The sequence below is a fragment of the Streptomyces sp. MCA2 genome (assembly GCF_023544705.1).
GTDB lineage: Bacteria > Actinomycetota > Actinomycetes > Streptomycetales > Streptomycetaceae > Streptomyces > Streptomyces decoyicus.
This window is the reverse complement of record NZ_JAMJFM010000015.1, coordinates 111,294-137,353: the sequence shown is the minus strand read 5'-3', so window position 1 is coordinate 137,353 and position 26,060 is coordinate 111,294. Positions and strand designations below refer to the sequence as shown.

General features: G+C 72.0%; 22 protein-coding genes. 13 read left to right on the top strand and 9 right to left on the bottom strand.

Going from position 1 to position 26,060, the window contains the following annotated elements:
- Nucleotides 1-70: 70 nt before the first annotated feature.
- Nucleotides 71-778 (top strand): PepSY domain-containing protein, encoded by a 708-nt coding sequence (locus M8I34_RS15245; protein ID WP_250050007.1) that lies wholly within the window; start codon nucleotides 71-73, stop codon nucleotides 776-778.
- Nucleotides 779-1,656: 878 nt separating this feature from the next.
- On the opposite strand, the gene meaB is transcribed toward M8I34_RS15245, so the two are convergent.
- Entirely contained in the window at nucleotides 1,657-2,616 is a 960-nt protein-coding gene (meaB, locus tag M8I34_RS15240) for a methylmalonyl Co-A mutase-associated GTPase MeaB (protein WP_030981966.1), read from the bottom strand.
- A gap of 73 nt (nucleotides 2,617-2,689) precedes the next feature.
- On the bottom strand, nucleotides 2,690-3,865 hold the full coding sequence (locus tag M8I34_RS15235; protein WP_250050038.1) for an acetyl-CoA C-acetyltransferase: 1,176 nt from the start codon (nucleotides 3,863-3,865) through the stop codon (nucleotides 2,690-2,692).
- Nucleotides 3,866-4,038: 173 nt separating this feature from the next.
- Here M8I34_RS15235 and mce point away from each other — a divergent pair, with 173 nt between their 5' ends.
- The 7 genes from mce to M8I34_RS15200 all read left to right on the top strand — a co-directional run bounded on the left by mce (nucleotide 4,039) and on the right by M8I34_RS15200 (nucleotide 14,793).
- Entirely contained in the window at nucleotides 4,039-4,479 is a 441-nt protein-coding gene (gene mce, locus M8I34_RS15230; protein WP_030080125.1) for a methylmalonyl-CoA epimerase, read from the top strand.
- A 208-nt stretch (nucleotides 4,480-4,687) separates the two neighbouring features.
- Nucleotides 4,688-8,938, top strand: a complete 4,251-nt coding sequence (scy, locus tag M8I34_RS15225) for a polarized growth protein Scy (protein ID WP_308372316.1) — start codon at nucleotides 4,688-4,690, stop codon at nucleotides 8,936-8,938.
- Between the two features lie 113 nt (nucleotides 8,939-9,051).
- Nucleotides 9,052-9,990, top strand: coding sequence for a cellulose-binding protein (locus M8I34_RS15220; RefSeq protein WP_030981956.1), 939 nt, complete (start codon nucleotides 9,052-9,054; stop codon nucleotides 9,988-9,990).
- Nucleotides 9,991-10,189: 199 nt separating this feature from the next.
- A complete protein-coding gene (locus tag M8I34_RS15215; RefSeq protein ID WP_244418670.1) occupies nucleotides 10,190-11,227 on the top strand; it encodes an ABC transporter ATP-binding protein in 1,038 nt (345 codons plus the stop codon).
- 3 nt (nucleotides 11,228-11,230) lie between these two features.
- The gene (locus M8I34_RS15210) at nucleotides 11,231-12,004 is read left to right on the top strand and encodes an ABC transporter permease (protein ID WP_244418671.1); all 774 of its coding nucleotides are present in this window, start codon (nucleotides 11,231-11,233) and stop codon (nucleotides 12,002-12,004) included.
- Nucleotides 12,005-12,187: 183 nt separating this feature from the next.
- Entirely contained in the window at nucleotides 12,188-13,474 is a 1,287-nt protein-coding gene (locus M8I34_RS15205) for an ABC transporter ATP-binding protein (protein WP_250050006.1), read from the top strand.
- 425 nt (nucleotides 13,475-13,899) lie between these two features.
- Entirely contained in the window at nucleotides 13,900-14,793 is an 894-nt protein-coding gene (locus tag M8I34_RS15200) for an ABC transporter permease (protein WP_374210915.1), read from the top strand.
- A gap of 69 nt (nucleotides 14,794-14,862) precedes the next feature.
- Here M8I34_RS15200 and M8I34_RS15195 read toward each other — a convergent pair whose 3' ends face one another.
- Nucleotides 14,863-15,207, bottom strand: a complete 345-nt coding sequence (locus tag M8I34_RS15195; RefSeq protein WP_030080108.1) for a hypothetical protein — start codon at nucleotides 15,205-15,207, stop codon at nucleotides 14,863-14,865.
- Between the two features lie 187 nt (nucleotides 15,208-15,394).
- Here M8I34_RS15195 and M8I34_RS15190 point away from each other — a divergent pair, with 187 nt between their 5' ends.
- Complete coding sequence (locus tag M8I34_RS15190; protein ID WP_250050005.1) at nucleotides 15,395-16,444, top strand: LLM class flavin-dependent oxidoreductase; 1,050 nt, start codon at nucleotides 15,395-15,397, stop codon at nucleotides 16,442-16,444.
- 175 nt (nucleotides 16,445-16,619) lie between these two features.
- Here the strand turns inward: M8I34_RS15190 and M8I34_RS15185 are convergent, their stop codons facing one another.
- Nucleotides 16,620-17,012 carry an SCO5389 family protein gene (locus M8I34_RS15185; RefSeq protein ID WP_250050004.1) on the bottom strand — a complete coding sequence of 131 codons (393 nt, stop codon included), beginning with the start codon at nucleotides 17,010-17,012 and terminating at the stop codon, nucleotides 16,620-16,622.
- 249 nt (nucleotides 17,013-17,261) lie between these two features.
- On the opposite strand from M8I34_RS15185, the gene nucS reads away from it, so the two are divergent.
- Nucleotides 17,262-17,924, top strand: a complete 663-nt coding sequence (gene nucS / locus M8I34_RS15180; protein WP_244418675.1) for an endonuclease NucS — start codon at nucleotides 17,262-17,264, stop codon at nucleotides 17,922-17,924.
- A gap of 83 nt (nucleotides 17,925-18,007) precedes the next feature.
- Here the strand turns inward: nucS and M8I34_RS15175 are convergent, their stop codons facing one another.
- From M8I34_RS15175 to M8I34_RS15160, 4 genes are all read right to left on the bottom strand, one after another.
- Nucleotides 18,008-20,641 (bottom strand): ATP-binding protein, encoded by a 2,634-nt coding sequence (locus M8I34_RS15175; protein ID WP_250050003.1) that lies wholly within the window; start codon nucleotides 20,639-20,641, stop codon nucleotides 18,008-18,010.
- Between the two features lie 338 nt (nucleotides 20,642-20,979).
- The gene (locus M8I34_RS15170) at nucleotides 20,980-21,303 is read right to left on the bottom strand and encodes an STAS domain-containing protein (RefSeq protein ID WP_006603077.1); all 324 of its coding nucleotides are present in this window, start codon (nucleotides 21,301-21,303) and stop codon (nucleotides 20,980-20,982) included.
- A gap of 147 nt (nucleotides 21,304-21,450) precedes the next feature.
- Nucleotides 21,451-22,299 carry a 3-hydroxyacyl-CoA dehydrogenase family protein gene (locus tag M8I34_RS15165; RefSeq protein ID WP_030081289.1) on the bottom strand — a complete coding sequence of 283 codons (849 nt, stop codon included), beginning with the start codon at nucleotides 22,297-22,299 and terminating at the stop codon, nucleotides 21,451-21,453.
- Nucleotides 22,300-22,456: 157 nt separating this feature from the next.
- Nucleotides 22,457-23,098 (bottom strand): TetR/AcrR family transcriptional regulator, encoded by a 642-nt coding sequence (locus tag M8I34_RS15160; protein WP_250050002.1) that lies wholly within the window; start codon nucleotides 23,096-23,098, stop codon nucleotides 22,457-22,459.
- An 80-nt stretch (nucleotides 23,099-23,178) separates the two neighbouring features.
- On the opposite strand from M8I34_RS15160, the gene M8I34_RS15155 reads away from it, so the two are divergent.
- From M8I34_RS15155 to M8I34_RS15145, 3 genes are read left to right on the top strand one after another with little or no spacing between them, the layout of a single operon-like run.
- The gene (locus M8I34_RS15155; protein WP_250050001.1) at nucleotides 23,179-23,973 is read left to right on the top strand and encodes an ABC transporter ATP-binding protein; all 795 of its coding nucleotides are present in this window, start codon (nucleotides 23,179-23,181) and stop codon (nucleotides 23,971-23,973) included.
- 9 nt (nucleotides 23,974-23,982) lie between these two features.
- Entirely contained in the window at nucleotides 23,983-24,738 is a 756-nt protein-coding gene (locus tag M8I34_RS15150; protein WP_250050000.1) for an ABC transporter permease, read from the top strand.
- Nucleotides 24,739-24,748: 10 nt separating this feature from the next.
- Nucleotides 24,749-25,321 (top strand): cob(I)yrinic acid a,c-diamide adenosyltransferase, encoded by a 573-nt coding sequence (locus M8I34_RS15145; RefSeq protein WP_250049999.1) that lies wholly within the window; start codon nucleotides 24,749-24,751, stop codon nucleotides 25,319-25,321.
- 52 nt (nucleotides 25,322-25,373) lie between these two features.
- Here the strand turns inward: M8I34_RS15145 and M8I34_RS15140 are convergent, their stop codons facing one another.
- Entirely contained in the window at nucleotides 25,374-25,958 is a 585-nt protein-coding gene (locus M8I34_RS15140) for a hypothetical protein (RefSeq protein ID WP_250049998.1), read from the bottom strand.
- Nucleotides 25,959-26,060 lie beyond the last annotated feature (102 nt).

The window sequence follows — 26,060 nt, the reverse complement described above, 5'->3', positions numbered from 1 at the left end:
GTGCCTTCAGCGTCCCTTCAGGTCCGTTCGGCCAGTGTGTGGGCACAGCCGATCGCAAGGGGAGAACAACATGAAGCGCCATCTCGTCATCGCCACCGCCGCCGCGGCCGCCCTCATCGCGGGCGGCACGGTCACCGCCGCCGCGGTCAGCGGCGGCTCCGGCTCCGCCCACACCGCCTCCGGCACGCAGGTCTCGGCGCAGCAGGCCGCCCCCCAGGCGGGCTCGGGCACGGCGCAGGTGCAGGACGGCCGTTCCAGCATCCCGATGCAGGACGACGACGCGGACGGCCAGGAGGAACTCCGCGAGGCCGACGCCGCCAAGGTGACCGCCTCGGACGCCGCGGCCGCCGCCCGCAAGGCCGTCCCCGGCACCGTGACCGGCCTCGACCTGGACGCGGACCGCGCCGGCCTGGTCTGGGACGCGGACGTGCTGGGCAAGGACGGCAAGTGGCACGAGATCACCCTCGACGCCGGCAACGCACGGGTACTCAACCAGCACGTCGACCACGAGGACGACGACGACCACGCCAGGGAGCAGGCCGCCGCCCAGAACGCGAAGACGGACGCCGCGGCCGCCGCGCGCACCGCCGCCTCGCACGGCAAGGTGACCTCCGTCGAACTGGACGATGACCACGGGACGAAGGCCGCCTGGGAGGTCGAGACGATCACGAAGGACGGCAAGGAGCACAAGTTCCTGGTCGACACCCAGTCCGGCAAGCTGAGCGTCGCCCCGCAGCACGACGCGGACGACGACGACAACGACGGCGCGGACGACTGACACGCGCCGCCCGATCCGGCCCTCGCCCACACCCCTGTGGGCGGGGGCCGTTGCCGTGGCATTGCGGCGTCGGGGGCGCAGGGAGGGCCCATGGTCGCCTCGCGGCTGGGACGGGTGCGCGTCGCCTGTGGCTGAGGCCGGACCCGGGGTCGGCTCGCGGCGTGGATCGGTGCGCGTTGCCTGTGGCTGAGGCCGTCTCGCCCACCCCCTGCGGGTGGTGGGCCGGAGGGGACGCCCGCTACCCCGTCCTCGGCGCGGGCGCATCTGGTACATACAGAAGGCACCCCGGCGTTCGCTCCGGTCCTGCGGGCGGTGCACCGGACATCCCCTCCGACCGCCGCACGTTGGCGACCGACCCGCCGTACCGATGACCGTTACGGCCCCGAGCCTCACCCCTTGGCAGAACACTGGACAACAGCCAGGTACGAACCACACCAGCACGTGGCAGGGCACTGCCCGGGCATGCCGCAGGTTATTGGCCACCCGGCCAAGTCGTCATTCGGGCCGCCCCGCCCCGGCTGAGGCTTGGCCGACGCCGACGCGTGTGATCAGTGACGGGACAGTGCCACCGGCCCGCAGACGGGAACGGGCGTAGGTCGGAGGGGATGTACCGGGGACCGCCCGCAGGACCGGAGCACACGCCGGGGTACGCAATCCCACGTACCAGATGCGCCCGCGCCGAGGACGGGCCCCGGTGCGTCCCCTCCGGCCCCCGCGGCAACCACGAACACCGAAAGCCGCCGGCCCCCACCGGCACAAGGGGAATCCACTGACGGTTCGGCCACGCCACCCAGGGGCGCGGGGAACTGCGCGACCAGCCACGACACAGCCGCAGCCAAACGAACGGCACAGCGGAAGAATCGGCCGCCCCGCGGCCCTCAGTCCCCGTTCGTCAACCCGTCGACCAACTCATCGGCCGCCCGGTACGGATCCGTCTCACCGGAGACGATGCGCTCGGCCAGCGCGTCCAGGCGCCGGTCCCCCCGCAGGTCACCGATCCGCTCCCGCAGCGCCGTGACCGCGATCGTCTCGACCTCGTGGGCCGCTCGGGAGCGGCGCCGCTCGGCGAGGACGCCGCGCTCCTCCATCCAGGCCCGGTGCTTCTCCAGCGCCTCGACGACCTCGTCGACGCCCTCGCCGCGTGCCGCCACCGTCTTGACGATCGGCGGCCGCCAGTCACCGGGCGTCCGGGATTCGCCCAGCCCCAGCATGTGGTTGAGCTCGCGGGCGGTGGCGTCGGCCCCGTCGCGGTCCGCCTTGTTGACGACGTAGACGTCGCCGATCTCCAGGATTCCGGCCTTGGCCGCCTGGATGCCGTCGCCCATACCGGGCGCGAGCAGCACCACGCTCGTATCGGCCTGGGAGGCGATCTCCACCTCGGACTGGCCGACACCGACCGTCTCGACGAGGACCACGTCGCAGCCCGCCGCGTCCAGCACCCGGATCGCCTGCGGCGCGGCCCATGCCAGGCCGCCCAGATGGCCCCGGGTGGCCATCGAGCGGATGTAGACGCCGGGATCCGAGGCGTGCTCGCTCATCCGTACGCGGTCGCCGAGGAGCGCGCCCCCGGAGAACGGCGACGACGGGTCGACGGCGAGCACGCCGACCCGTTTGCCCGTCTTGCGGTACGCCGTCACCAGCGCGGAGGTGGTGGTGGACTTCCCGACGCCGGGCGAGCCGGTGAGCCCGACCACATAGGCGTTGCCGGTGAGCGGCGCCAGGGCCGCCATCACCTCGCGCAGCTCCGGTGACGCCCCCTCCACGAGAGAGATCAGCCGCGCCACGGCCCTCGGCCGGCCCTGCCGTGCCTGCTCCACCAGCTGTGGGACGTCCACCATCGCCGCTCGGCTCCTTCGGTTCGCTCGTACGCGAATCGGCCCGCCCGTACGCGAGTCCGCGTACGGGTGTCGCTTACTTACCCGGTACGCGAATGATCAGCGCGTCGCCCTGACCACCGCCACCACAGAGCGCGGCGGCGCCCACGCCACCACCCCGCCGGCGCAGCTCCAGCGCGAGATGCAGCACGATACGGGCGCCGGACATCCCGATCGGGTGACCCAGCGCAATGGCGCCGCCATTGACATTCACCTTTTCCGGGGACACCCCGAGATCCTTCATTGACTGCACCGCCACGGCCGCGAACGCCTCGTTGATCTCGATCAGGTCAAGATCGCCGACGGTCAGTCCGTCCTTGCCCAGCGCGTGGTTGATCGCGTTGGACGGCTGGGACTGGAGCGAGTTGTCGGGGCCGGCGACATTGCCGTGCGCACCGATCTCCGCGATCCATTCGAGACCGAGTTCCTCGGCCTTGGCCTTGCTCATGACGACCACGGCGGCGGCACCGTCGGAGATCTGCGAGGAGGTGCCGGCGGTGATCGTGCCGTCCTTGGCGAAGGCCGGACGGAGCTTGCCCAGCGACTCGGCGGTGGTCTCGCCGCGGATGCCCTCGTCCTTGCTGAAGACGACCGGCTCGCCCTTGCGCTGCGGGATCTCCACGGGGGTGATCTCGGCCTCGAAGAGCCCGTTCTTCTGGGCGGCGGCGGCCCGCTGGTGGGAGCGCGCGGCGACCTCGTCCTGCTCCGGTCGGGCGATGCCCAGCCGGGTGTTGTGCTTCTCGGTCGACTCGCCCATGGCGATGCCTTCGTAGGCGTCCGTGAGGCCGTCGTGCGCCATCGCGTCGAGCATCTCGACGGCGCCGTACTTGAAGCCCTCACGGGACTTCGGGAGCAGGTGCGGGGCGTTGGTCATGGACTCCTGGCCGCCGGCGACGACGACGTCGAACTCACCCGCGCGGATGAGCTGGTCGGCCAGCGCGATGGCGTCGAGACCGGAGAGACAGACCTTGTTGACGGTCAGCGCGGGGACGCTCAGGGGGATGCCGGCCTTGACGGCGGCCTGGCGTGCCGGGATCTGCCCTGCCCCGGCCTGGAGCACCTGGCCCATGATCACGTACTGCACCTGGTCGCCGCCGATGCCCGCCCGGTCCAGTGCCGCCTTGATGGCGACGGCGCCCAGGTCGGCGCCGGAGAAGGTCCGCAGGGATCCCAGGAGCCGCCCCATCGGGGTGCGCGCTCCCGCCACGATCACTGAGGTGCTGCCGTTCGTGCCGTTCGTTGCAGACATGCGGTGCGGCCTTCCTTTGCAGGGAAGTTAACGAGGGTTCCCGTCAATGTACTGAGCGGTACGCGCCGGGTCACCGGCAAGCAGGTGTGATCGCGCGCACGTTGCGTAACCAGCCATGTGAGCGGTGCACTGGAGCCATGCTGACGCGAATCGACCACATCGGGATCGCCTGTTTCGACCTCGACAAGACTGTCGAGTTCTACCGTGCCACGTACGGCTTCGAGGTGTTCCACTCCGAGGTCAACGAGGAGCAGGGAGTCCGGGAAGCCATGCTCAAGATCAATGAGACGTCCGACGGCGGCGCCTCGTATTTGCAGCTCCTGGAGCCCACCCGCGAGGACTCCGCGGTGGGCAAGTGGCTTGCCAAGAACGGCGAGGGCGTCCACCACATCGCCTTCGGCACCGCGGACGTGGACGGCGACTCCGAGGCCATCCGCGGCAAGGGCGTCCGGGTCCTCTACGACGAGCCCAGGACGGGTTCGATGGGGTCCCGGATCACCTTCCTGCACCCCAAGGATTGTCACGGAGTGCTCACCGAACTCGTCACCGCGGCGCCCGCCACCTCCGAAGACCACTGACCTTCACCTTCCCCGGCCGGTAGAGTGCAGCCTCGGCCGGGGTACGGGAGTGGGGCTCGGTCCATACTCTGCCGATGATCTGACACCATTTCTTCGGAAGGGTCAGCTCCGATGGGCGCGAGTCCGGTACGACGTGACGTGTACGGGACGAGCGCCGCAGGACCGGAGACGGCCGCCACCATGACCAGGGGACGGATGGGACCGCGCAGTGCGGGGCAACGACCGCTACGAGGCTGACGACCACCTCTCGCAGTTCGAGGCCGAGATGGAGCGGCTGAAGAGCGAGCGGGACAAGGCCGTTCAGCACGCCGACGACCTCGGCTACCAGGTCGAGGTGCTGCGCGCCAAGCTCCATGAGGCGCGCCGCAACCTCGCGACCCGCCCTGCCTACGACAACGTCAGTCATCAGGCCGAGCAGCTGCTGCGCAATGCGCAGATCCAGGCGGACCAACTGCGTACGGACGCCGAGCGCGAGCTGCGCGAGGCACGGGCGCAGACCCAGCGGCTGCTCCAGGAGCAGGCCGAGCGGCAGTCCCGGCTGGAGGCCGAGCTGCACTCCGAGGCGGTCACCCGGCGCCAGCGGCTCGACGAGGAGCTCAACGAGCGCCGGCAGACCGTCGAATCGCACGTCAACGAGAACGTCGCCTGGGCCGAACAGCTGCGCGCCCGTACGGAGTCGCAGGCCCGCCGGCTGATGGAGGAGTCCCGCAGGGAGGCCGAGCAGGCGCTGGCCACCGCGCGGGCCGAGGCCCAGCGGCTGGCCGAACGCGCCCGGGAGCGGCTCGGCACGGCGGCCGAAGAGGCCCGTACCGAAGCGGAAAGCATCCTGCGCCGGGCCCGGACGGACGCCGAGCGGCTGCTGAACGCCGCGTCCAACCAGGCCCAGGAGGCCACCGATCAGGCCGAGCAGCTGCGTACCAGCGTCGGCACCGAGTCGGAGGAGGCGCGCCGCCAGGCCGCGGAGCTGACCCGCACCGCCGAGGCCCGCGTCCAGGAGGCCGACAAGGCGCTGCGCGAGGCGCGCGCCGAGGCGGAGAAGCTGGTCGAGGAGGCGCAGCAGAGCGCCACCAAGCGGCTGACGGCCGCCGAGTCGGACAACGAGCAGCGCACCCGTACGGCCAAGGCGGAGATCGCCCGGCTGGTCGGGGAGGCCACCAAGGACGCCGAGGCGCTCAAGGCCGAGGCCGAGCAACTGCGCGAGGACGCCCGTACCGAGGCCGACCGGCTGATCGCCGAGGCGGAGGAGACCGCCCGGTCCAAGGCGTCGGAGGACGCCGCGGCCCAGCTGGCGAAGGCCGCACGCACCGCCGAGGAGGTGCTGACCAAGGCGTCCGAGGACGCCAAGGCCACCACCAAGGCGGCCGCGGAGGAGGCCGAACGGCTGCGCAGCGAGGCCGAGTCCGAGGCGGACCGGCTGCGCGAAGAGGCACATGACACCGCGGCCCAGCTCAAGGGCGCGGCGAAGGACGACACCAAGGAGTACCGCGCCAAGACCGCCGAACTCCAGGAGGAGGCGCGGCGGCTGCGCGGTGAGGCGGAGCAGCTGCGCGCGGACGCGGTCGCCGAGGGCGAGCGGATCCGCAGCGAGGCCCGCCGGGAGGCGGTTCAGCAGATCGAGGAGGCGGCCGGGTCCGCCGAGGAGCTGCTGGCCAAGGCCAAGGCCGATGCCGAGGAAACCCGTTCGGGTGCCGTCGCGGAGAGCGAGCGGGTGCGGACGGAGGCCATCGAGCGGGCCACGGCGCTGCGCCGGCAGGCCGAGGAGTCCCTGGAGCGGGCCCGTTCGGAGGCCGAGGAGCTGCTGACCGAGGGCGCCCAGGCCGCGGAGATGGTGACCACCGAGGCCGAGGAGTCCGCCGCGCGGCTGCGCGTGGCGGCCGAAGAGGCCGCGGAGGAGCTGCGGACCGGCGCCCAGGCCGAGCTGGACCGGCTGCACCACGAGGCGGAGGAGAAGGTCACCGCCGCCGAGGAGTCGCTGCGCGGTGCCCGCGCGGAGGCGGAGCGGCTGCGCCGGGAGACGCAGGAGGAGGCGGCCCGCCTCAAGGCGGAGTCGGCCGAGCGGCGCCGGCTGCTGACGCAGCAGGCCGAGGAGGAGGCCGAACGGCTGCGGGCGGAGGCCGCTTCGGACGCCTCGTCGGCACGCTCCGAGGCCGAGTCGGTGGCGACGCGGCTGCGCGCCGAGGCGTCGGCCGAGGCGGAGCGGCTGAAGGCGGAGGCGCAGGAGACCGCGGACCGGGTGCGCGCCGAGGCCGCGACGGCCGCGGAGCGCACGGGCGCGGAAGCGGCGCAGGCGCTGGCCGCGGCCCAGGAGGAGGCCGCACGGCGCCGCCGGGAGGCCGAGCAGCTGCTGGGCGACGCCCGCGAGGAGGCCCACCAGGAGCGGACCGCGGCGCGCGAGCAGAGCGACGAACTGCTGGCGGCGGCCCGTACGCGGGTGGGCGAGGCGCAGGAGGAAGCCGAGCGGCTGGTCGAGGAGGCGGACCGGCGGGCCGGCGAACTGGTGGCGGCGGCCGAGCAGACCGCGCAGCAGGTGCGGGACGCGGTCGCGGGGCTGCACGAGCAGGCCGGTGAGGAGATCGCCGGGCTGCGTTCGGCGGCCGAGCACGCCGCGGAGCGCACGAAGGCCGAGGCGCAGGACGAGGCCGACCGGGTCCGCCGGGACGCCTACGAGGAGCGGGAGCGCGCCTCGCAGGACGTGGCGCGGGCGCGACAGGAGGCCCAGGAGGCGACGGAGGCCGCGAAGTCCCTGGCGGAGCGGGCGGTTTCCGAGGCCATCGAGGAGGCCGAGGCGCTCCGCACCGAAGCGGCCGGGGTGCTGGACGAGGCACGCCGGGACGCCGATACGGCGCGCTCGGAGGCCGCCGACCAGGCCGACCGGCTGGTGTCGGAGGCGACCGCGCAGGCCGAGAAGCTGGTCGCGGACGCCTCGGCGAAGGCGCAGCAGCTGCGTACGGACGCCTCGGATGCGCTGGCGGCGGGCGAGCAGGACGCGGCACGGGCCCGTGCCGAGGCGCGCAACGACGCGAACCGGATGCGCTCGGACGCCGCGGAGCAGGCCGACCAGCTGGTCACCGAGGCGCGCACGGAGGCCGAACGGATCGTCACCGAGGCGACCGAGCTGACGTCTTCGGCGCAGGACGACGCGGACCGTACGGTCCAGGAGGCCCAGCAGTACGCCGAGCGGCTGCGGGCCGAGGGCGAGCAGCAGGCGCAGTCCCTGGTGGCGGAGGCGACCGAGGCGGCGGAGCGGCTGCGGTCCGAGGCGGCCGAGGTGGTCGAGAAGGCCCGTCTGGACGCCGAGCAGACCGGCGACGAGGCGCGCAAGGCGGCCAACAAGACGCGTTCGGACGCCGCGCAGCAGGCCGACGAGCTGATGTCGGAGGCCGCGACCGAGGCGGAGCGGCTGCGCACGGAGGCGGCGGAGACCACCTCGGACGCCGAGCGGGACGCGGACCGTACCCGGGCCGATGCCCGCGAGCAGGCGGACCGGATGGTCGCGACGGCCACCGCGGAGGCGGACCGGCTGCGGGCCGAGGCGGCCGAAACGGTCACCGCCGCACAGGAGCACGCCAACCGCACCCGTAACGAGTCCGCGAAGCTCAAGGAGGACGCCGAGGCGGCGGCCGAGCAGACCCGGACCGAGGCCCAGCAGGAGGCGGACCGGCTGCTCGACGAGGCACGCAAGGACGCCGCCAAGCGCCGCGGCGACGCGGCCGAGCAGGCGGACCAGCTCGTCGCCAAGGCGCAGGAGGAGGCGCTGAAGGCCGCCACCGCCGCCGAGGAGCAGGCCGACACCATGGTCGGGGCGGCCCGCAAGGAGGCCGACCGGCTCCTCGCGGAGGCGGCGTCCGACGGCAACGAACGGGTGGAAAAGGCGCGTACGGACGCGAACACCCTGCTGGAGGAGGCCCGCCGGGACGCCACCGGTATCCGCGAGCGCGCCGAGGAGCTGCGCCAGCGGATCGAGTCCGAGGTCGAGGAGCTGCACGAGCGGGCCCGCCGGGAGTCGGCGGAGACGATGAAGAACGCCGGCGAACGGGTCGACAAGCTCATCGCGCAGGCCACCGCCCAGCAGGTGGAGGCCGAGGAGAAGGCCGACCGGATGGTGGCGGACGCGAACAGCGAGGCGAGCAAGGTCCGGATCTCGGCGGTGAAGAAGGCCGAGGGCCTGATCAAGGAGGCCGAGAACAAGAAGGCCGCGGCGGTGCGCGACGCGGAGCGGATGCGCAGCGAGGCCGAGACGGAGGCCGCCCGGATCGTGGACGAGGGCCAGCGGGAGCTGGAGGTTCTGGTGCGCCGGCGCGAGGACATCAACGCCGAAATCTCCCGCGTTCAGGACGTTCTGGAAGCCCTGGAGTCGTTCGAGGCGCCCGGCGGAAACGGGGAGGGCAAGGGCGCCGGAGTGAAGGCGGCCGCGGGCGCGGGGGCAACTCGTTCGAGTGGCAAGCAGTCTGAGGGGTAGCCACTCAAATGAGGGGTCATTCTCCAGATCAAACGGGCATTGACTCGATGACACGCCGTTGTGACCCCTAGGATTCTCCTTATCACCTCACCGGTCTCTTCGACAGGAACCCCATGAGCGACACTTCCTCCCCTTTCGGCTTCGAGCTCGTGCGGCGTGGGTACGACCGCGGTCAGGTGGATGACCGCATTACGAAGCTTGTCGCCGATCGCGACAGCGCGCTGGCCCGCATCACGTCGCTGGAAAAGCGGATCGAGGAACTGCACCTCGAAACGCAGAACGCCCAGGCGCAGGTCAATGACGCCGAACCGTCCTACGCGGGCCTCGGTGCGCGCGTGGAGAAGATCCTCCGCCTCGCCGAAGAGGAAGCGAAGGATCTGCGCGAAGAGGCCCGCCGGGCCGCCGAGCAGCACCGTGAGCTGGCCGAGTCGGCCGCCCAGCAGGTCCGCAACGACGCCGAGCAGTTCGCCACGGACCGCAAGGCGAAGGCGGAGGACGAGGGCGCCCGGATCGTCGAGAAGGCCAAGGGCGAGGCGTCCACGCTGCGCGCCGAGGCGCAGAAGGACGCGCAGTCCAAGCGCGAGGAGGCGGACTCCCTCTTCGAGGAGACCCGCGCCAAGGCCGCGCAGGCCGCAGCCGACTTCGAGACCAACCTCGCCAAGCGCCGTGAGCAGTCCGAGCGCGACCTGGCCTCGCGTCAGGCCAAGGCCGAGAAGCGGCTCGCGGAGATCGAGCACCGCGCCGAGCAGCTCCGCCTGGAGGCCGAGAAGCTACGTACGGACGCGGAGCGCCGGGCCCGCCAGACGGTGGAGACCGCGCAGCGCCAGGCCGAGGACATCGTGGCGGACGCCAACGCCAAGGCGGATCGTATCCGCAGCGAATCCGAGCGCGAGCTGGCGGCGCTGACCAACCGCCGCGACTCGATCAACGCCCAGCTGACCAACGTCCGCGAGATGCTGGCGACGCTGACCGGCGCGGCGGTGGCCGCGGCCGGCGCCCCCGGCGAGGAGGAGACCACCTCCCGCGGCGTCCCCGCCCAGCAGACCCGCTGACTCCCCCAGCTGTCGCCGGGAGGTACCCCCACCCCCGGCTGACGCTGGGTGGTGCTATCAGGCAGGTTTCGCCCCGGTCCGGACCGCGCGCCCCCGTACCGCCTTCTGTGGCGGTGCGGGGGCGCTGTGCATATGGGGGGTCAGCCGGGCGGCCCCGCCCCGGTGGCAGGGGCCACAGGGCGCGCCTAGCGTGCTCTACATGATCGAGCTCGAGGGGCTGACCAAGCATTACGGCGACAAGGTCGCCGTGGACCACCTCACGTTCACGGTGCGGCCCGGTATCGTCACGGGCTTCCTCGGGCCCAACGGCGCGGGCAAGTCGACGACCATGCGGATGATGCTCGACCTGGACAACCCGACGTCGGGAACGGTCCGGATCGACGGCAGGCACTACCGGCAGCTGCGGAATCCGCTGACGTACATCGGCGCGCTGCTGGAGGCGAAGGCGGTGCACGGCGGCCGCAGCGCCGCCAACCATCTGCTGTGTCTGGCGCAGAGCAACGGCATTCCCCGTCGCCGGGTCGGCCAGGTGCTGGACACCGTCGGGCTGTCCGCCGTCGCCAGGAAGCGCTCGAAGGGCTTCTCGCTCGGGATGAGCCAGCGGCTCGGTATTGCCGCGGCGCTGCTCGGCGATCCGCAGGTGCTGCTCTTCGACGAGCCGGTCAACGGCCTCGACCCCGAAGGCATCCACTGGATCCGCAATCTGATGAAGAACCTGGCGGGCCAGGGCCGGACGGTCTTCGTCTCCTCCCATCTGATGAGCGAGATGGCGCTGACCGCCGAGCACCTGATCGTGATCGGGCAGGGCCGGCTGATGGCGGACACCTCGATGAAGGACTTCATCCACCAGAACTCCCGGTCGTACGTCCGGATGCGGTCCCCGGAGCAGGAGAAGCTGCTCGATGTGCTGCACGCCGAGGGCATCGAGGCGGTGGCGGTCGGCAACGGCTCGCTGGAGATCGACGGGGTGCCCGCCGACCGGCTGGGCGAACTGGCCGCCGGGCATCAGCTGGTACTGCACGAGCTGAGCCCCCAGCAGGCCTCCCTGGAAGAGGCGTTCATGCAGCTGACGGCCGAATCGGTGGAGTATCACGCGCACGACGGCGAACCGGTGCCGGCCCAGACCGGAGGGTCGCCGACGGCGCAGCCCCCGGGAGCACCGCAGCCGGCCGGCACACGGCCGGGCGCGCCGCAGCCGACCGGCTGGGGTGCGGACTGGCAGAAGAAGAGGAGCTGACCCATGGCGGTGGCCGGGCAGGTCATTCGGTCGGAGTGGACCAAGATCAGGTCGGTGCGGTCCACGGTGTGGACGCTGGGCATCGCCGTCGTGGTCACCATTGGGCTGGGCGTGCTGATCTGCTCCCTGGCGAGCAGCGACTTCGGCTCGATGCCGGCCAGGGAGCGGCTGGCGTTCGACGCCACCAACATCAGCTTCGCCGGAATGGGGCTGGGCCAGCTCGCGATGATCGTCTTCGGGGTGCTGGTGGTCTCGAACGAGTACAGCACCGGCATGATCCGTGCCTCGCTGGCGGCCGTGCCCCAGCGCGGCACCTTTCTGTTCTGCAAGCTTCTCGTGGCCACCGCGCTGGTCTTCGTCGTCGGCCTGGCGACCAGCTTCGTGACCTTCTTCGCCGGACAGTCGGTACTGGGCGAACTCCGGGCGGACATCGGCGATCCGGGCGTATTGCGCGCGGTGATCGGCGGCGGGCTCTATATGACGCTGATCGCGCTGTTCTCGATGGCGGTCGCCACGATGCTGCGCAGCCCGATGCTCTCGCTGGGCATTCTGATGCCATTCTTTTTCCTGATTTCCAACATTCTCGGAAATGTCTCGGCGACCAAGAAAATCGGCCGCTATCTGCCGGATCAGGCGGGTTCGAAAATCATGCAGGTGGTGACGCCGGCCGGCGACGATGTGCCGTACGGACCGTGGGGCGGGCTGGCCATCATGATCGCCTGGACGGCCGCGGCGCTTATCGGCGGATACGTACTCCTCAAGAAGCGAGACGCCTGACCGGCCACGCCGGCCCCATGCCGCCCCCCAACCACCGCGGGCGCAAAGAAAAACGCGGCGCGGCACGGCGGGACGGCCGAGGACGAGGGGAATTGACGGGAACCGTCAACCGCCGGATAGCCTCCTAACCCTCACGGGGGCACGAGGCCGCCTCTGCCCCGGACATCTCGCGAGGGGCGGAGAATGATCGAGGCAGTCGGCCTGACAAAGCGCTACGGCGCCAAGACGGCCGTGTACAACCTGTCGTTCCAGGTACGGCCGGGCACGGTGACCGGCTTCCTGGGGCCCAACGGCTCCGGTAAGTCGACCACGATGCGCATGATTCTGGGCCTGGACGCACCGACCTCGGGGCGGGCCACCATCGCCGGCCGTCCCTTCCGCAGCCTCCCCAACGCCCCGCGCCAGGTGGGCGCGCTGCTGGATGCCAAGGCCGTGCACGGCGGGCGCAGCGCGCGCCAGCATCTGCTCTCGCTCGCCCAGCTGTCCGGCATCCCGGCCCGCCGGGTCGACGAGGTGCTCGGGGTGGTGGGTCTCCAGGACGTCGCGGGGCGGCGCTCCAAGGGCTTCTCGCTCGGCATGGGCCAGCGGCTGGGCATCGCCGCGGCACTGCTCGGCGATCCGCAGGTGCTGCTCTTCGACGAGCCGGTCAACGGCCTCGACCCCGAAGGCATCCTGTGGGTGCGCAATCTGATGAAGCAGCTGGCCTCCGAGGGCCGTACGGTCTTTGTGTCCTCGCACCTGATGAGCGAAATGGCACTGACCGCCGAGCACTTGATCGTGATCGGCCGTGGACAGCTGATGGCGGACATGCCGGTCAAGGACTTCATCTCGGCCAACTCCGCCGATTTCGCCCGGGTGCGTACGCCGGACACCGAGCCGGCGCAGCGCGAGAAGCTGACCGCCGCGATCGGTGAGGCGGGCGGGCAGACCGCGCCCGAGCCGGACGGTGCGCTGCGGGTGACCGGGCTGCCGCTCCCCCGTATCAGCGAGCTCGCGCATCAGGCCGACGTCCGGCTGTGGGAGCTGTCGCCGCACCAGGCGTCGCTGGAGGAGGCGTACATGCGCCTGACGCAGAGCGCCGTGGACTACCGCTCGACGGCCGACCCGCGGGGCGGTCTCCAGGGCGCCCCCGGCGGGTACGCCCCGCAGGGTGGCGCCCCGCAGGGCTTCGCCGGCGGCCCGGGGTACGGGGCCGGTCAGCCCGGTGTCCCCGGCCAGGTTCCGGCCGGCGTCCCCGGCCAGGGGCAGCCCAACCCCTATGCCCAGCAGGACCCGTACGCCCAGCAGGCGCCCGGGGCCCCAGGGCCGGGGTATCCGCCGCCCGCGCAGGCTCAAGGTCACCCGTACGGGTCGCCCGAGTCCTACGGTGCACCCCACCCGTACGGGCAACAGCCCGCCGCGCCGATGCCGCCGGCGGCCCCCGCCGCCCCTGCCGACCAGCCCACGCCGCACCACGAGGACGCCCGATGACCAGCCCTCAGCAGCCGCAGCCCCAGCCGCAGCCTGAGCGCGGACCCCACGACACCGGCGCGCACGAGCAGCCGGTGCCGGCCGCGCCGCCGATGCCGCCCGCCGCGCCGCCGGCCGCACCTGCCCAGCAGCAGGGCATGCCGCCCCAGGCACCGCCCGCCGGGCCGGAGCAGCCCGGTCAGCAGCCGGCACCGCAGCAGCCCGCGCCCGCCAAGGAGGCCGGCACGATGATGCTCCAGGCCCAGCAGGCGCCCGGGCAGCCCGCACCCGCCAAGGAACCGGGCACCATGGCGCTCCAGGCGCAGCAGGCCCCCGGGCAGCCCGCACCGGCCAAGGAAGCCGGCACGATGATGCTCCAGGCCCAGCCCTACCCCGAGCCCCAGCCGCTCGCGGCGCACGGTCCGGGCAAGGACGCGGGCACGATGATGCTCCAGACCCAGGCACCGCCCCAGGCGCAGGCACAGGCCCAGGCCCCGGCCCAGCCCCCGCAGCACCCGGCCCCGCCGCACCCCCAGCAGGCCTTCGCCGGCGCGGCGGGCGGCTATGTCTCGCCCATCCCGGTGCGCCCCACCCACCTCGGCCATGCGCTGGCCTCCGAGTGGACGAAGATCCGCTCGGTGCGCTCGACGATCTGGACGCTGGGCGTGATGCTGCTGCTGATCCTCGGCATCGGGCTGCTGGCCTCGCTCGCGGCGGGCTCGGAGCGCGAGCTGGATCCGCTGCTGGGCGTCGGCTTCGTCGGTGTCCTGCTCGGCAGCCTGTGCGTGATCACCCTGGGCGTGCTGTCGATCTCGTCCGAGTACGGCACGGGCATGATCCGTACGACGCTGACCGCCTCCCCCGGCCGCGTGCGGATGCTGACCGCGAAGGCGATCGTCTTCTTCGCCCTCGCACTGGCGCTGACGACGGTCGCGACCACCCTGGTCGCCCTGCTCGACAGCGCGATGCTCAACGGCCCCGCACCGACCGCCGATCAGTGGCTGCGCGCCACCCTCGGTGCCGGTCTGTATGTCGCGCTGCTCGGTCTGCTGGCCCTGTCCGTCGGCACCCTGCTGCGGCACTCGGCGGGCGCCATCAGCACGATGATGGGTGTGGTGCTGCTGCCGATGCTGCTGGCGCTGTTCCTCCAGGGCGAGAGCCTCAAGGACATCCAGCGGGCGCTGATCGAGTACTCGGTCCCCAGCGCCCTCGCGACGCTGTACGACATTCCCTTCCTCAGCACCGGCCCGACCGGCTGGACCCCGCTGTGGATCCTCGCCGGGGTGACCGCGGTGGTGCTGGGCGGCGCCTATGCGGCCATCATGCAGCGCGACGTCTGACGCCGCGCCCGCCGCTCCCCCGCAGAGCCTGTCGTCGCGCCCCGCCCGGGGCGCGGAGGCGGGCTCTGCTCAGTATCGGGGCGCGTTCCTGGACCGCTGGAGCCGCGCGCTCCGGCGGTCCCGTGCGTTCCAGCACGCCTTGTGCCAGTGCCGGCGGTCCTCGACGTCACCGTGCTGCGGCCAGGCGACGACATGCGGCACCCCGGGCGGAATCTCCTGGTCGCAGCCGGGGCAGCGGTAGTGCTTGGCCGCGCCGCCGCCCCCGACGGGCCGGACGACCCAGTCCTCGCCGCGCCACTCCTCGGTGGTGTCCCAGCCACCACTGGGAGGCGCCCCCATCCGGCCGTAGTGGTCACCGCCCGGGCGGTCGATGGGCTTCGCACCGCCGTGCTGGCGATTTCGGCGCGGGGACACAGAACACCTCGGCTATGTACGGAGTCACGGGCTGTCACCAGCGTACGCGGCGCGGTCAGGGGTGGACGCCGCTCGGCAGGATTCTGCGATCATCGGGAAATTTCCCGTCAGGCCGTGCCCTGGGCACGTGTCACACGTTGTTGCCTGTAAGGGGGGAGTCGCGTCGGCTGCGAGGAGGCAGAGAGCGATGCGCGTTGGGGCTTTCATCCTGGCCGCTCAATTTCCCGGTCAGGGACAGGGGGAAGCACTGCACCGCGCGGTGCGCTCCGCGGAGGTCGCGGAGGAGGCCGGACTCGACGATGTCTGGCTGGCGGAACACCATTTCGTACCCTACGGCGTCTGCCCGAATGCGGTGACGCTGGCCGGGCTGCTGCTGGGGCGGACGCGCCGGATCGGCGTCGGCACGGCGGTGAGTGTGCTGCCGACCCAGCATCCGGTAGCCCTCGGTGAGCAGGCGGCGCTGCTGCATCTCACCACCGACGGGCGGTTCACGCTCGGCGTCGGCAGGGGCGGTCCGTGGATCGATCTGGAGGTGTTCGGTTCCGGGCTCGCCGCGTACGACCACGGCTTCCCGGAATCGCTCGATCTGCTGATGCGCTGGCTGCGGGAGCCCCGGGTCGGCGCGCAGGGCGAGCGCTATACGTTCCGCGAAGTAGCGGTGGTACCACGCCCGGCCGAGGCGCTGACGGATCCGTACGATCCGGGAGCCGGTGCCCTGGGCCCGCCGGTGGTGGTGGCGTGCACCTCCCCGTCGTCGGTGCGCACGGCCGCCGAGCGCGGGCTGCCGATGCTGCTGGGCATGCACTGCGGCGACGAGGAGAAGGCGGAGATGGTCGCGCTGTGGCGGTCGGCCGCCCGGGAGGCGGGCCGGGACGGCGACGAGGTGGCCGCGGCCGAGCATGTCTCGGCGGGCGTGGTGCAGATCGCCGACACCCGCGAGGCGGCGGCGGAGACCCTGACGAAGGCGATGCCCGGCTGGCTTCAGCAGGGTCTGGGCGCGCATGTGACGGTCGACGGCCGCTATCGCGCGATGCGTGATCCGCTGGCCTATACGGAGTTGCTGTGCGAGCTGCACCCCGTCGGCCCGTCGCAGCTGTGCGCGGACCGGCTGGCGGCGACCTCGGAGCGTACGGGCATCACACGGTTCGCGCTGCTCGTCGAGGGCTCCGGTGACCTCGCGGCGACAGAGGAGAACGTCCGCCGGCTGGGCACGGAAGTCCTGCCGCAGCTGGGGTGACCGGAGCCGGCCGGGCGGACGGCATGCGGGTGCCGTGTGCGGGTAAATGTGCCTGTGATGCGGTGGTGCGAGGGCGCCGTACCGGAGAGAGGTCAGCTTCTGATGAGTGGTGCTGCCGCTGGCGCACCGGCGCGGTGTGTGTCACCACCGTGTGCAGCAGCGGCAGCAACTTCGTTCAGCAGTCGCGGAGTTCGGGCGACTGGTTCAGCAGCTGACCCCGGATGGAGGTGAAGCGGGCCAGTCGGTCGTCCACCACCGGGTCGAGCGGGAAAACCGCGACGCGGTGGCAGTTCTGAAAGGCGAGCCGCACACCGAAGTGGCGCTCCAGCGAACCACGTATGGCGTCACTCGCCAGGGCGCGCAGCAGCTGGCCGCGTGCCCGCTCGTCCGGCGGCGGCGTCTGATTGTCGGCGAACTCTCCGCCGTCCACCTTCAGCTGGGCCACCAGAGAGCTGATCATCCCCCATGCATAGGGCAGGGAGGTCCGGACGCAGTCGACAAATGCGGCTTCGTCGACCTCGCCTCGCTCGGCCTGTTCGAGGAGGGCCGGTGAGACGTCGAGCGACATGAGGTTCTCCTCTCGCGGCCCCGCCGGGACGGACAGGGCCTAGGGACGGGACTAGGGGCTTTGCGACGGAGCGTGTTCGCCTCACAACCCCCCGCTTCAACGGTATGCCGCGCAAGAGGCCCGCACCAGGAGATTGCACATACAACCGGCCATTGGCGAGCGCCGGGGGTGCGGGGATTTCCCCCGGAAAGGCACCGTGGTCCAGGGCGAATCGCGTGGGGGCCCTCCGGTCGAGTAGCGTTTCGCCCCATGCGCCTCGTCATCGCCCGCTGCTCCGTGGACTACGCGGGCCGGCTCACCGCCCATCTCCCCTCGGCCCCTCGCCTCATCCTGGTGAAGGCGGACGGCTCCGTCTCCATTCACGCGGACGACCGGGCCTACAAACCCCTCAACTGGATGTCGCCGCCCTGCACTCTCAAGGAGGGCGACGGCGAGGTGTGGACGGTGGAGAACAAGGGCGGCGAGAAGCTCATCATCACCCTTGAGGAGGTCATGCACGACTCCTCGCACGAGCTCGGCGTCGACCCGGGGCTCATCAAGGACGGGGTGGAGGCGCACCTCCAGGAGCTGCTCGCGGACCGGATCGAAACCTTGGGCGAGGGATACTCCCTGATTCGGCGTGAATACCCCACTGCCATCGGCCCGGTGGATATCTTGTGCCGGGACGCCGATGGCCAGACCGTCGCCGTCGAGATCAAGCGGCGTGGTGAGATCGACGGTGTCGAGCAGCTGACCCGCTACCTCGAACTCCTCAACCGCGACCCGCACTTGGCGCCGGTGAAGGGGATCTTCGCGGCCCAGGAGATCAAGCCGCAGGCCCGGGTGCTGGCCACCGACCGCGGTATCGGCTGCGTCGTCCTGGACTACAACGCACTGCGCGGCATCGAGGACGACAAGCTCCGCCTGTTCTGACCCCGTGCGGCCCTCTGGCGGCCGCCGAACGCAACGGCCCCGGTACCTGTACCGGGGCCGTTGCGCTGCTCTCTGCGGGGCCGTCAGCCGGCCGGGGCGCTCTGCGTACCGGAGGAGGAGGGTGCCGTACCGTCCGACGGCGTGCCGCCGCCGGGGGCCGGTGCTCCGTCGGACGGAGTGGTGCCGGAGCCGCCGGAGGAGCCACCGGACGGGTTGGCGGCCGACTGCGACGGGCTCTGGGTCGTCGGCTTGCCCGTGGGGTCCTCGGTGGGCGTCGGATCCGTCGGCTCGTCGGTGGGTTCCGTCGGCGTCGGGTCCGTCGGCTCGTCGGTGGGCGGGCGCGTATGGGTCGGGCGGCCGGTGGGCGTGGTGGGCCGCCCGGTCGGATCGGTGGGGGCGGTCGTCGGGTCGGTGGGCGCGGGGCTCGACTCGGTGGGCGAGCCGCTGGTGGCGGGGTCGCTGACCGAGGGCGACGGGGTCTGCGCGTGACCGGGGGTGCCGGGCCGGGTGGTGCCGGCGGCGGTGGGCGGCACACCGGAGCCCGTACCGGGCTGTTCGGCCGGCAGGTCGGTGCTGTCGCCGTCGTCGGTGGTCTGTTCCGTGCTGACCTTGTCGTCATGGGGCTGGTCGCCGCCCGTCGCCCCGAGGGTGACGATGGTGCCGAGGACGGCCGCCAGCAGCGCGCCGGCGCCCGCGGCCACGGCATTGCGGCGCGCCCCGCCGAACACCCGCAGGACGCCCCTGCCGGTCTTGGTACCGCCGGCGGCCGGGACGGACGTGGTGGCGGCGGTGGCCGAGGCACCCCGGGCGATGATCGTCGCCGCGGCCTCCTCGGCGCGCGGCACCCGCAGCTTGGCGGTCGAGACGCCATCACGCGGCGTCACGGCCCGGCCCTTCGGCGCCGCCCGCTGCGCGGCCGCCTGCGGCAGGGCCGTGGTGGCGGCCGCGGCCGCGTCGGCCCGCGAACGGTCGGTGACCAGTGCCAGGGCACGCCGTCCGGCCACCGCGCCGTTGCGGTCGGAGAGCACCCCGCGCAGCCCGATGGACGCCTCCAGCTCGGCGCGCGCCCGGTCGAGGCTGCCGGTGCACAGTGCCAGCACACCCAGCTCGTGGTGGAAGTAGGCCTCTTCGGCGACCTCGCCGGCCAGCCGCGCGGCCTCCTGGCCGTGCCGCAGGCTGCGCTCCCAGGCGCTCCACTGCAACGCGGCGGCGAATGCCGGGGCGGCCGTACGGGCGAGCAGCACGGCCGCGCTGGCGTGCCCGCTCTCCCGGCTGCCGGTCAGTACGCCCATCGCGGCCAGCGCCACATCGGACTCGGCGGCGGCCCGCTCGGGGGTGACCGAGGGGTGACCGGCCCACCAGGCGTAGTGCTGGGCCGCGGTGTGCGCCCGTGCGGCGGCGCCCTCCGCGTAGCCGGCCGCCGCCAGCTGGTCCTGGACGGTGGCGGCGAGACGGTAGTGGCTGCCGACCGGGGTGATCAGACCGCAGGCCAGCAGCTCGCCGAGGGCGGCGTCGGCGTGGGTGTCCTGGGTGAGGGCCGGCAGGTGCGCCTGGTGCGGCAGCTCGCCGCCGAGCGCGACGGCGAAGCGCAGCGTCTCCTGGGCGGCGGCGCCGAGCCGTGCGGCGAGCAGCGGGGCGGGGGCGGCGGCCTCCCCGAGGGACGGCAGCAGCACCTCGGGGCGCTCACCGGGCTCGACGTCGGGGCCGGCGGGGTCGGTGGCCGTCCCCTCCTCGGGGAAGGCGGCCGTCCCGGGGAAGGCGGTGGTCCCCGCCTCGGGGAACAGGCCGTAGCCGTCGTCGAGGGCTCCCGGCCCGGCCCGCATCCGGTCGTACTGCCGCAGCAGGGCGGCGGCCTGGACGAACCGCAGCGGCAGCCCCTCGGACTCGAACCAGAGGTCGGCGGCCCAGGCCTCCTCGTCGTCGGTGAGCGGCCGGTCCACGGCACGCGCCAGCAGCCGGGCGCAGGCGTCGCGGCCGAGTCCGCCGAGGAAGACCTCTTCGAGGTGGGAGTCGGCGCTGGGGGCCGCGACATCGGGAGTGGCGGCGATCAGGAAGGCGCATTCGGGGGTGGCGTCGAGCAGCTCGTCGAGCGCGGCGCCGCCGAATTCCAGGTCGTCCAGGACGACGATGGCGCCGATCTCGGCGATCATGCGCAGCAGTTCGGGCCGGTCGGGGCGGTGCTGCGGGGCCCGGTAGACGGCGGTGAACAGCTCGTACAGCAGGTCGGTGGCGGTGCGGTGGTAGCCGGAGAGCCGGATGACGCCGTCGGGGGCGAGGTCGGCGCAGCCGGCGGCGACGGCGTCCAGCAGCCGGGTGCGGCCCGAGCCGGCGGGGCCGGTGACGCGCACGGAGCGGCCGCGGGAGAGCAGCCGGACGAGGCGTTCGGTGTCCTCGGTGCGCTCTTCGAGCGCGGCCTGGTGGCCGGCGAATCCGGGCGGGCCCGGGGGCAGCGGGGGCGCGGCGGCGCGAGCGGCCGCGGCGCGTTCCTCCGGGTCGAGCCTGCCGGGGGCGTCCGGGCGCTCGCCGGGCGGGCAGGGTTCTATTTCGCTGCCGTCGACGGGGTTGACGGTGACGAGATAGGCGCCCGAGACGAGCCGGACGACGCGGGCGAGCCCGCCGGAGCCGCCGCGCGCGCCGCCGAACGCGGGGGCCGGCGGCTCGGCAGGTCTGCCCTGCTCGCCGTACTCCTCAGGTCCCCGGTCAGGGTTCGGGTCCATGCTGCAAGCTCCCAGATCTGGCGTGCCGACTGCGCTTCCGGCCGTCCGCACTCCCCCGGCTCCGGCAGGTCGTCCTCAGCCGTCGCGTCTGGTCCGGTGCCCGCCGCGGATGATGACATACGGGCGGGAACCGAACCTTAGACCTGGAGAGCGGGCCGGTGCACCGGCGGGGGCCGGTCCTGACCAGAACTTCCTGGATTGGTCGGTATCACGCGGTTTACGACATTTCTGCCGCTCAGCCTCTTCAGTTTTCGTCACGCTTTGAGGTGCGGTCCTGATCGCCCGGGAGGGTGTCCCGGCCCCGTGTACGGGAGCCCGGGCGGCCGACCGCACCTGCCTCACACCCGGGGAAGCGTTTCCGCTTCGATGCCGCCCTCGATGGCGAGGATGCGGTGCAGCCGGGTGGCGACCAGCAGGCGCTGCATCTGGGGCGGCACTCCGCGCAGCACCAGCCTGCGGTTGACCCGGCCGGCGCGGCGGTGCGCGCCCATGATCACGCCGAGGCCGGTGGCGTCCCAGGAATCCAGCTCGGTCAGGTCCAGCACGAGATCGCCCCGACCGGAGTCGACGGCGGCGTGCAGGGCCGTACGGGCGTCCGCCGCGCTGCGGACGTCGAGGCGGCCCCCGACGACCAGCTCGGCGTGGTCGCCCCTGATGTGCATATGCGCTCCCCGATGTCATGGGTGGTGACGCCTGGACGTCTACAGATCTGACTGCCTCTCATGCGGCGAAGTTGCCGCCTGTAAGCGAACCGATACCGAATTCACCCCGTGGGGTGACCCCATCGGTCCAATGGGGCTGACGCGGCATCAGTGCTTGTAGAAGCCCTGCCCACTCTTGCGACCGATATCGCCCGCATCGACCATTCGCCGCATGATCTCCGGCGGCGCGAACTTCTCGTCCTGGGACTCGGTGTAGATGTTGTCGGTGGCGTGCATGAGGATGTCGACGCCCGTCAGGTCGGCGGTGGCCAGCGGACCCATCGCGTGACCGAAGCCCAACTTGCAGGCGATGTCGATGTCCTCGGCGCTGGCGACGCCGGATTCGTAGAGCTTGGCGGCCTCGACGACCAGCGCCGAGATCAGGCGGGTGGTGACGAAGCCGGCCACATCGCGGTTGACGACGACGCAGGTCTTGCCGACCGACTCGGCGAACTGCCGGGCCGTGGCGAGGGCTTCGTCGCTGGTCTTGTAGCCGCGCACCAGCTCGCACAGCTGCATCATCGGCACCGGCGAGAAGAAGTGCGTACCGACGACCCGCTCGGGACGGGAGGTGGCCGCGGCGATCTTGGTGATCGGGATGGCCGACGTGTTGGAGGCCAGCACCGCCTCGTCCTTGACCAGCTTGTCCAGCGACTGGAAGATCTCGCGCTTGACGTCGATCCGCTCGAAGACGGCCTCGACGACGATATCGGCGTCGGCGGCGGCCTCCAGGTCGGTCGTGGTGGTGATCCGGGCCAGCGACTGCTCGGCGTCGGCCGCCGACAGCTTGCCCTTGGCGACGAACTTCTCGAACGACGCCTCGATGCCACCCTTGCCCCGGGCCAGCGCCCCCTCCGTCACATCGCGAAGAACCACGTCCCAGCCCGCCTGGGCCGAGACCTGCGCGATACCGGACCCCATGAGTCCGGCCCCGATGACGGCGAGCTTCTTTGCCACTGCTTGTCCCCTCACACCCTGTGCATTTGACGGTCCTGGGTGACGTTAGCGGTCGTGAGCGATCGTTTGGAGGGTAAGAGATGCGCGTCACGTCTCACATGACGGACGTCACACCGACGGGGCGCCCGGGGCGGGCCGCGATCCGGACAGCCCGCCGTCAGTCGGTCGTCCGTACGGCGTAGTTGAGGACCTTTTCGCCGAGCAGCTCTTCCATCTCGTCGAGGAGGACGAGGGCATCCCGCGAGGCCTCGGCGGGCTTGCGGCCGGCGAGCATCTCGTGCGCGATCCAGCCCATCAGGCTCTGGTGCACCCAGCCGATCTGTCCGGCCATCAGGCCCGGCATCGGGTCGTCGGCCGCCGCGCCGGTCTCCTCCCGGAGCGTTTCCTCCAGGTTGAGGTGGATCTCCTGCTGCATGTACCAGAGGCGGGCCTTGAGGGTGGGCGCCCCGTGCACCACGCGCATGAACTGGTCGTAACCCTCCATCAGTCCGACCCGCGGGGAGACCGCCTCGACCTCCTCGCGCAGCTCCCGCAGCACGGCGGCGGCCGCGGACTCCCCGGCCGGCCGGCCACGCACGAAGCGCGAGAGCCGGTCCACGACGCCCTTGCTCCGGTCGAAGAAGAGGTCCTCCTTGGCCGGGAAGTAGTTGTAGACGGTGTTGACGGAGACATCCGCGGCCTCGGCGACCTCCGCGATGGTCACCGCATCGAAGCCGCGCGCCATGAACAGGCCGGTGGCCACGTCCGAGATGTACTGCCGGGTCTGCCGCTTCTTCCGCTCCCTGAGCCCCTCTGCCATGCCCTCACCCTACCTTTCATTGGGCTCAGTGAAATTTTGGGGGCATTGCAATTTTTCATTCGCTCTGTTTTTCTGTGGGCATGCCAGTCCTCCACGCGTCCGGACTCGCCCGGACCTTCACCACCGAACGCGGCACCGTCGAGGCCGTACGGGGCATCGATCTCACCGCCGAGCGCGGCGAGATCCTCGGCTTCCTCGGGCCCAACGGCGCCGGGAAGACCACCACCCTGCGGATGCTCACGACCCTGCTGGCGCCCACCGGCGGCACCGCGACCGTCGCCGGCTGCGACCTCGTCCGCGACCCGGCAGGCGTACGCCGCGCCTCCGGTTACGTCGCCCAGTCCGGCGGCATCGACCCCCATGTCCCGGTACGCGAGGAGCTGGTCACCCAGGCCCGCCTCTACCGCCTCGGCAGGGCCGAAGCCCTCGCCCGTGCCGAGGAGTTGGCCGACGGGCTGGGCCTGGACGGGCTGCTCGACCGCAGGACCGCCACGCTCTCCGGCGGCCAGCGGCGCCGGCTGGACCTCGCGATGGGCCTCACCCACCGCCCCCAGGTGCTGTTCCTCGACGAGCCGACCACCGGGCTCGACCCGGGCAGCCGCGCCGGTCTGTGGGAGCTGATCCGCCGCATCCGCGCCGAGCACGGCACCACCGTCTTCCTGACCACGCACTACCTCGACGAGGCCGATGCGCTGGCCGACCGGCTGGTGATCATCGACAAGGGCGTGGTGGTCGCGGAGGGCACACCGGAGGCCCTCAAGCGCGCCCATGCCGGCTCCCCCGGCGCGTCCCTCCAGGACGCCTTCCTCGCCCTCACCGGGAGCACCCCCGCGCCGCGGGACCCGTCCCCCCTCGCCATTCACAACAGGCCCTAGGAGCCCTCCTTGTCCCCGTTCCTCTCCGACACCGCGCTGGTCTTCGGGCGGTACGCCCGCCAGACGCTGCGCTCCAGGCTCCAGATGCTGTTCGGCGTGCTGATGCCGCTGCTGTACCTGCTCTTCTTCGGCCCGCTGCTGACCGATCTGCCGCTGTCCTCGTCCGGCAGCTCCTGGCAGGTGCTGGTGCCCGGTCTGCTGCTCCAACTCGGCCTGTTCGGGGCCTCGTTCTGCGGTTTCGGCATCATCGTCGAGAAGCAGTACGGGGTGGTGGAGCGGATGCGGGTGACGCCGGTGAGCCGGCTGGCGCTGCTGCTGGGGCGGGTGCTGCGGGACGCCGTGCTGTTCGTGTTCCAGGCGGTGCTGCTGGTGCTGGCCGCGCTGGTGATGGGGCTGCGCGCACCGCTGCCCGGCATCCTCATCGGCCTGGCGTTCGTCGCCGTGCTGACCGTGGCACTGGCCTCGCTGTCGTACGCGCTGGCGCTGAGGGTCGGTACTCCGCAGGAGTTCGGCCCGGTCATCAACGCCGTCACCATGCCCTCGATGCTGCTGTCCGGGCTGATGCTGCCGATGGCACTGGGGCCCAAGTGGCTCGATGTGCTCTCGCACTTCATGCCGTTCCGCTACCTCGTGGACGCGGTGCGCGCGGCGTTCGTCGGCGCCTACGCCTCCTCGGCCATGCTCTACGGCGTGCTGGTGGCGGTCGCGTTCGCCGCGCTGTCCGTGACCTATTGCACCCGGGCCTTCCGCAGGTCCGCGGCGTAGGCTCGCCCATATGGTGAATCTGACGCGCATCTACACCCGCACCGGCGACAAGGGCACCACCGCCCTCGGCGACATGAGCCGCACCGCCAAGACCGACCCGCGGATCTCGGCGTACGCGGACGCCAACGAGGCCAATGCGGCGATCGGCGTGGCCCTGGCGCTCGGCTCGCTCCCCGAGGACGTCGCCGCGGTGCTGCTGCGGGTGCAGAACGACCTGTTCGATGTCGGCGCGGACCTGTCGACGCCGGTGGCGGAGAACCCGGAATTCCCGCCGCTGCGCGTCGAGCAGAGCTATATCGACAAGCTGGAGGCGGACTGCGACCGCTTCCTGGCGGAGCTGGAGAAGCTGCGCAGCTTCATCCTCCCCGGTGGTACGGCCGGCGCCGCGCTGCTGCACCAGGCGTGCACGGTCGTCCGCCGTGCGGAGCGCTCGACCTGGGCCGCCTTCGAGGAGCACGGCGAGACCATGAACCCGCTGACCGCCACCTACCTCAACCGCCTCTCCGACCTCCTGTTCATCCTGGCCCGTACGGCCAACAAGGAGGTCGGGGACGTGCTGTGGGTGCCGGGCGGAGAGCGCTGACCTGCCGCCGGGCCGGGGGCGCTCCGAAAGACCGGCCCTCGCCGCCGTCGCCCTAGCGCAGCGTCTTCTGCTCCGGCCGGGCCGCTTCCTCGGGGGCGGCGGCGGTCCGGCCCGGGTCCTTCTTCTGCCAGATGAGGTAGGTCAGCGCGATCACCGCGTGGATGCTGACGATCTTCAGCGCGGTGCCCTGCCACTCGTGCAGCGACGTGGTGTCGCCGCCGTCACCGACGTACCAGATCGCGGCCTGGAGCAGCCCGCACGCGACCACCGCCATCAGCACCGTGCGCACCCACAGCTTCCCCTCGTGCTTGGCACGGGCCAGGCCGTAGTGCTTGACCGGGGGCGGGCCGCCCGCGAAGCGGTGCGCGAAGTGCCCGTCGACCCACTTGATCGTGTAGTGGCCATAGGCGACCGTGAAGCCGATATAGACGGCGGCCAGGCCGTGTTTCCAGTCCGCCGCGGCCCCGTTCTTCAGGTCGACCGCCGTGACGATCAACAAGATCAGCTCCAGCAACGGCTCCATCAGGAGCACCGCCGCTCCGGTACGCGGCATCTTGGCCAGGTAGCGCAGCGCCAGACCGGCGACCAGCAGCACCCAGAAACCGACCTCACAGGCGATGATCAGGGCGACGATCACGGCTGTCTCCTTTCAGGTCTCTCCACCGAACACCTCAAGCCTTCCAGCGGCCGCCGCCCGGCACGTCGTCGCACGCGATGATCCGGCACTGCATCTTTCGAT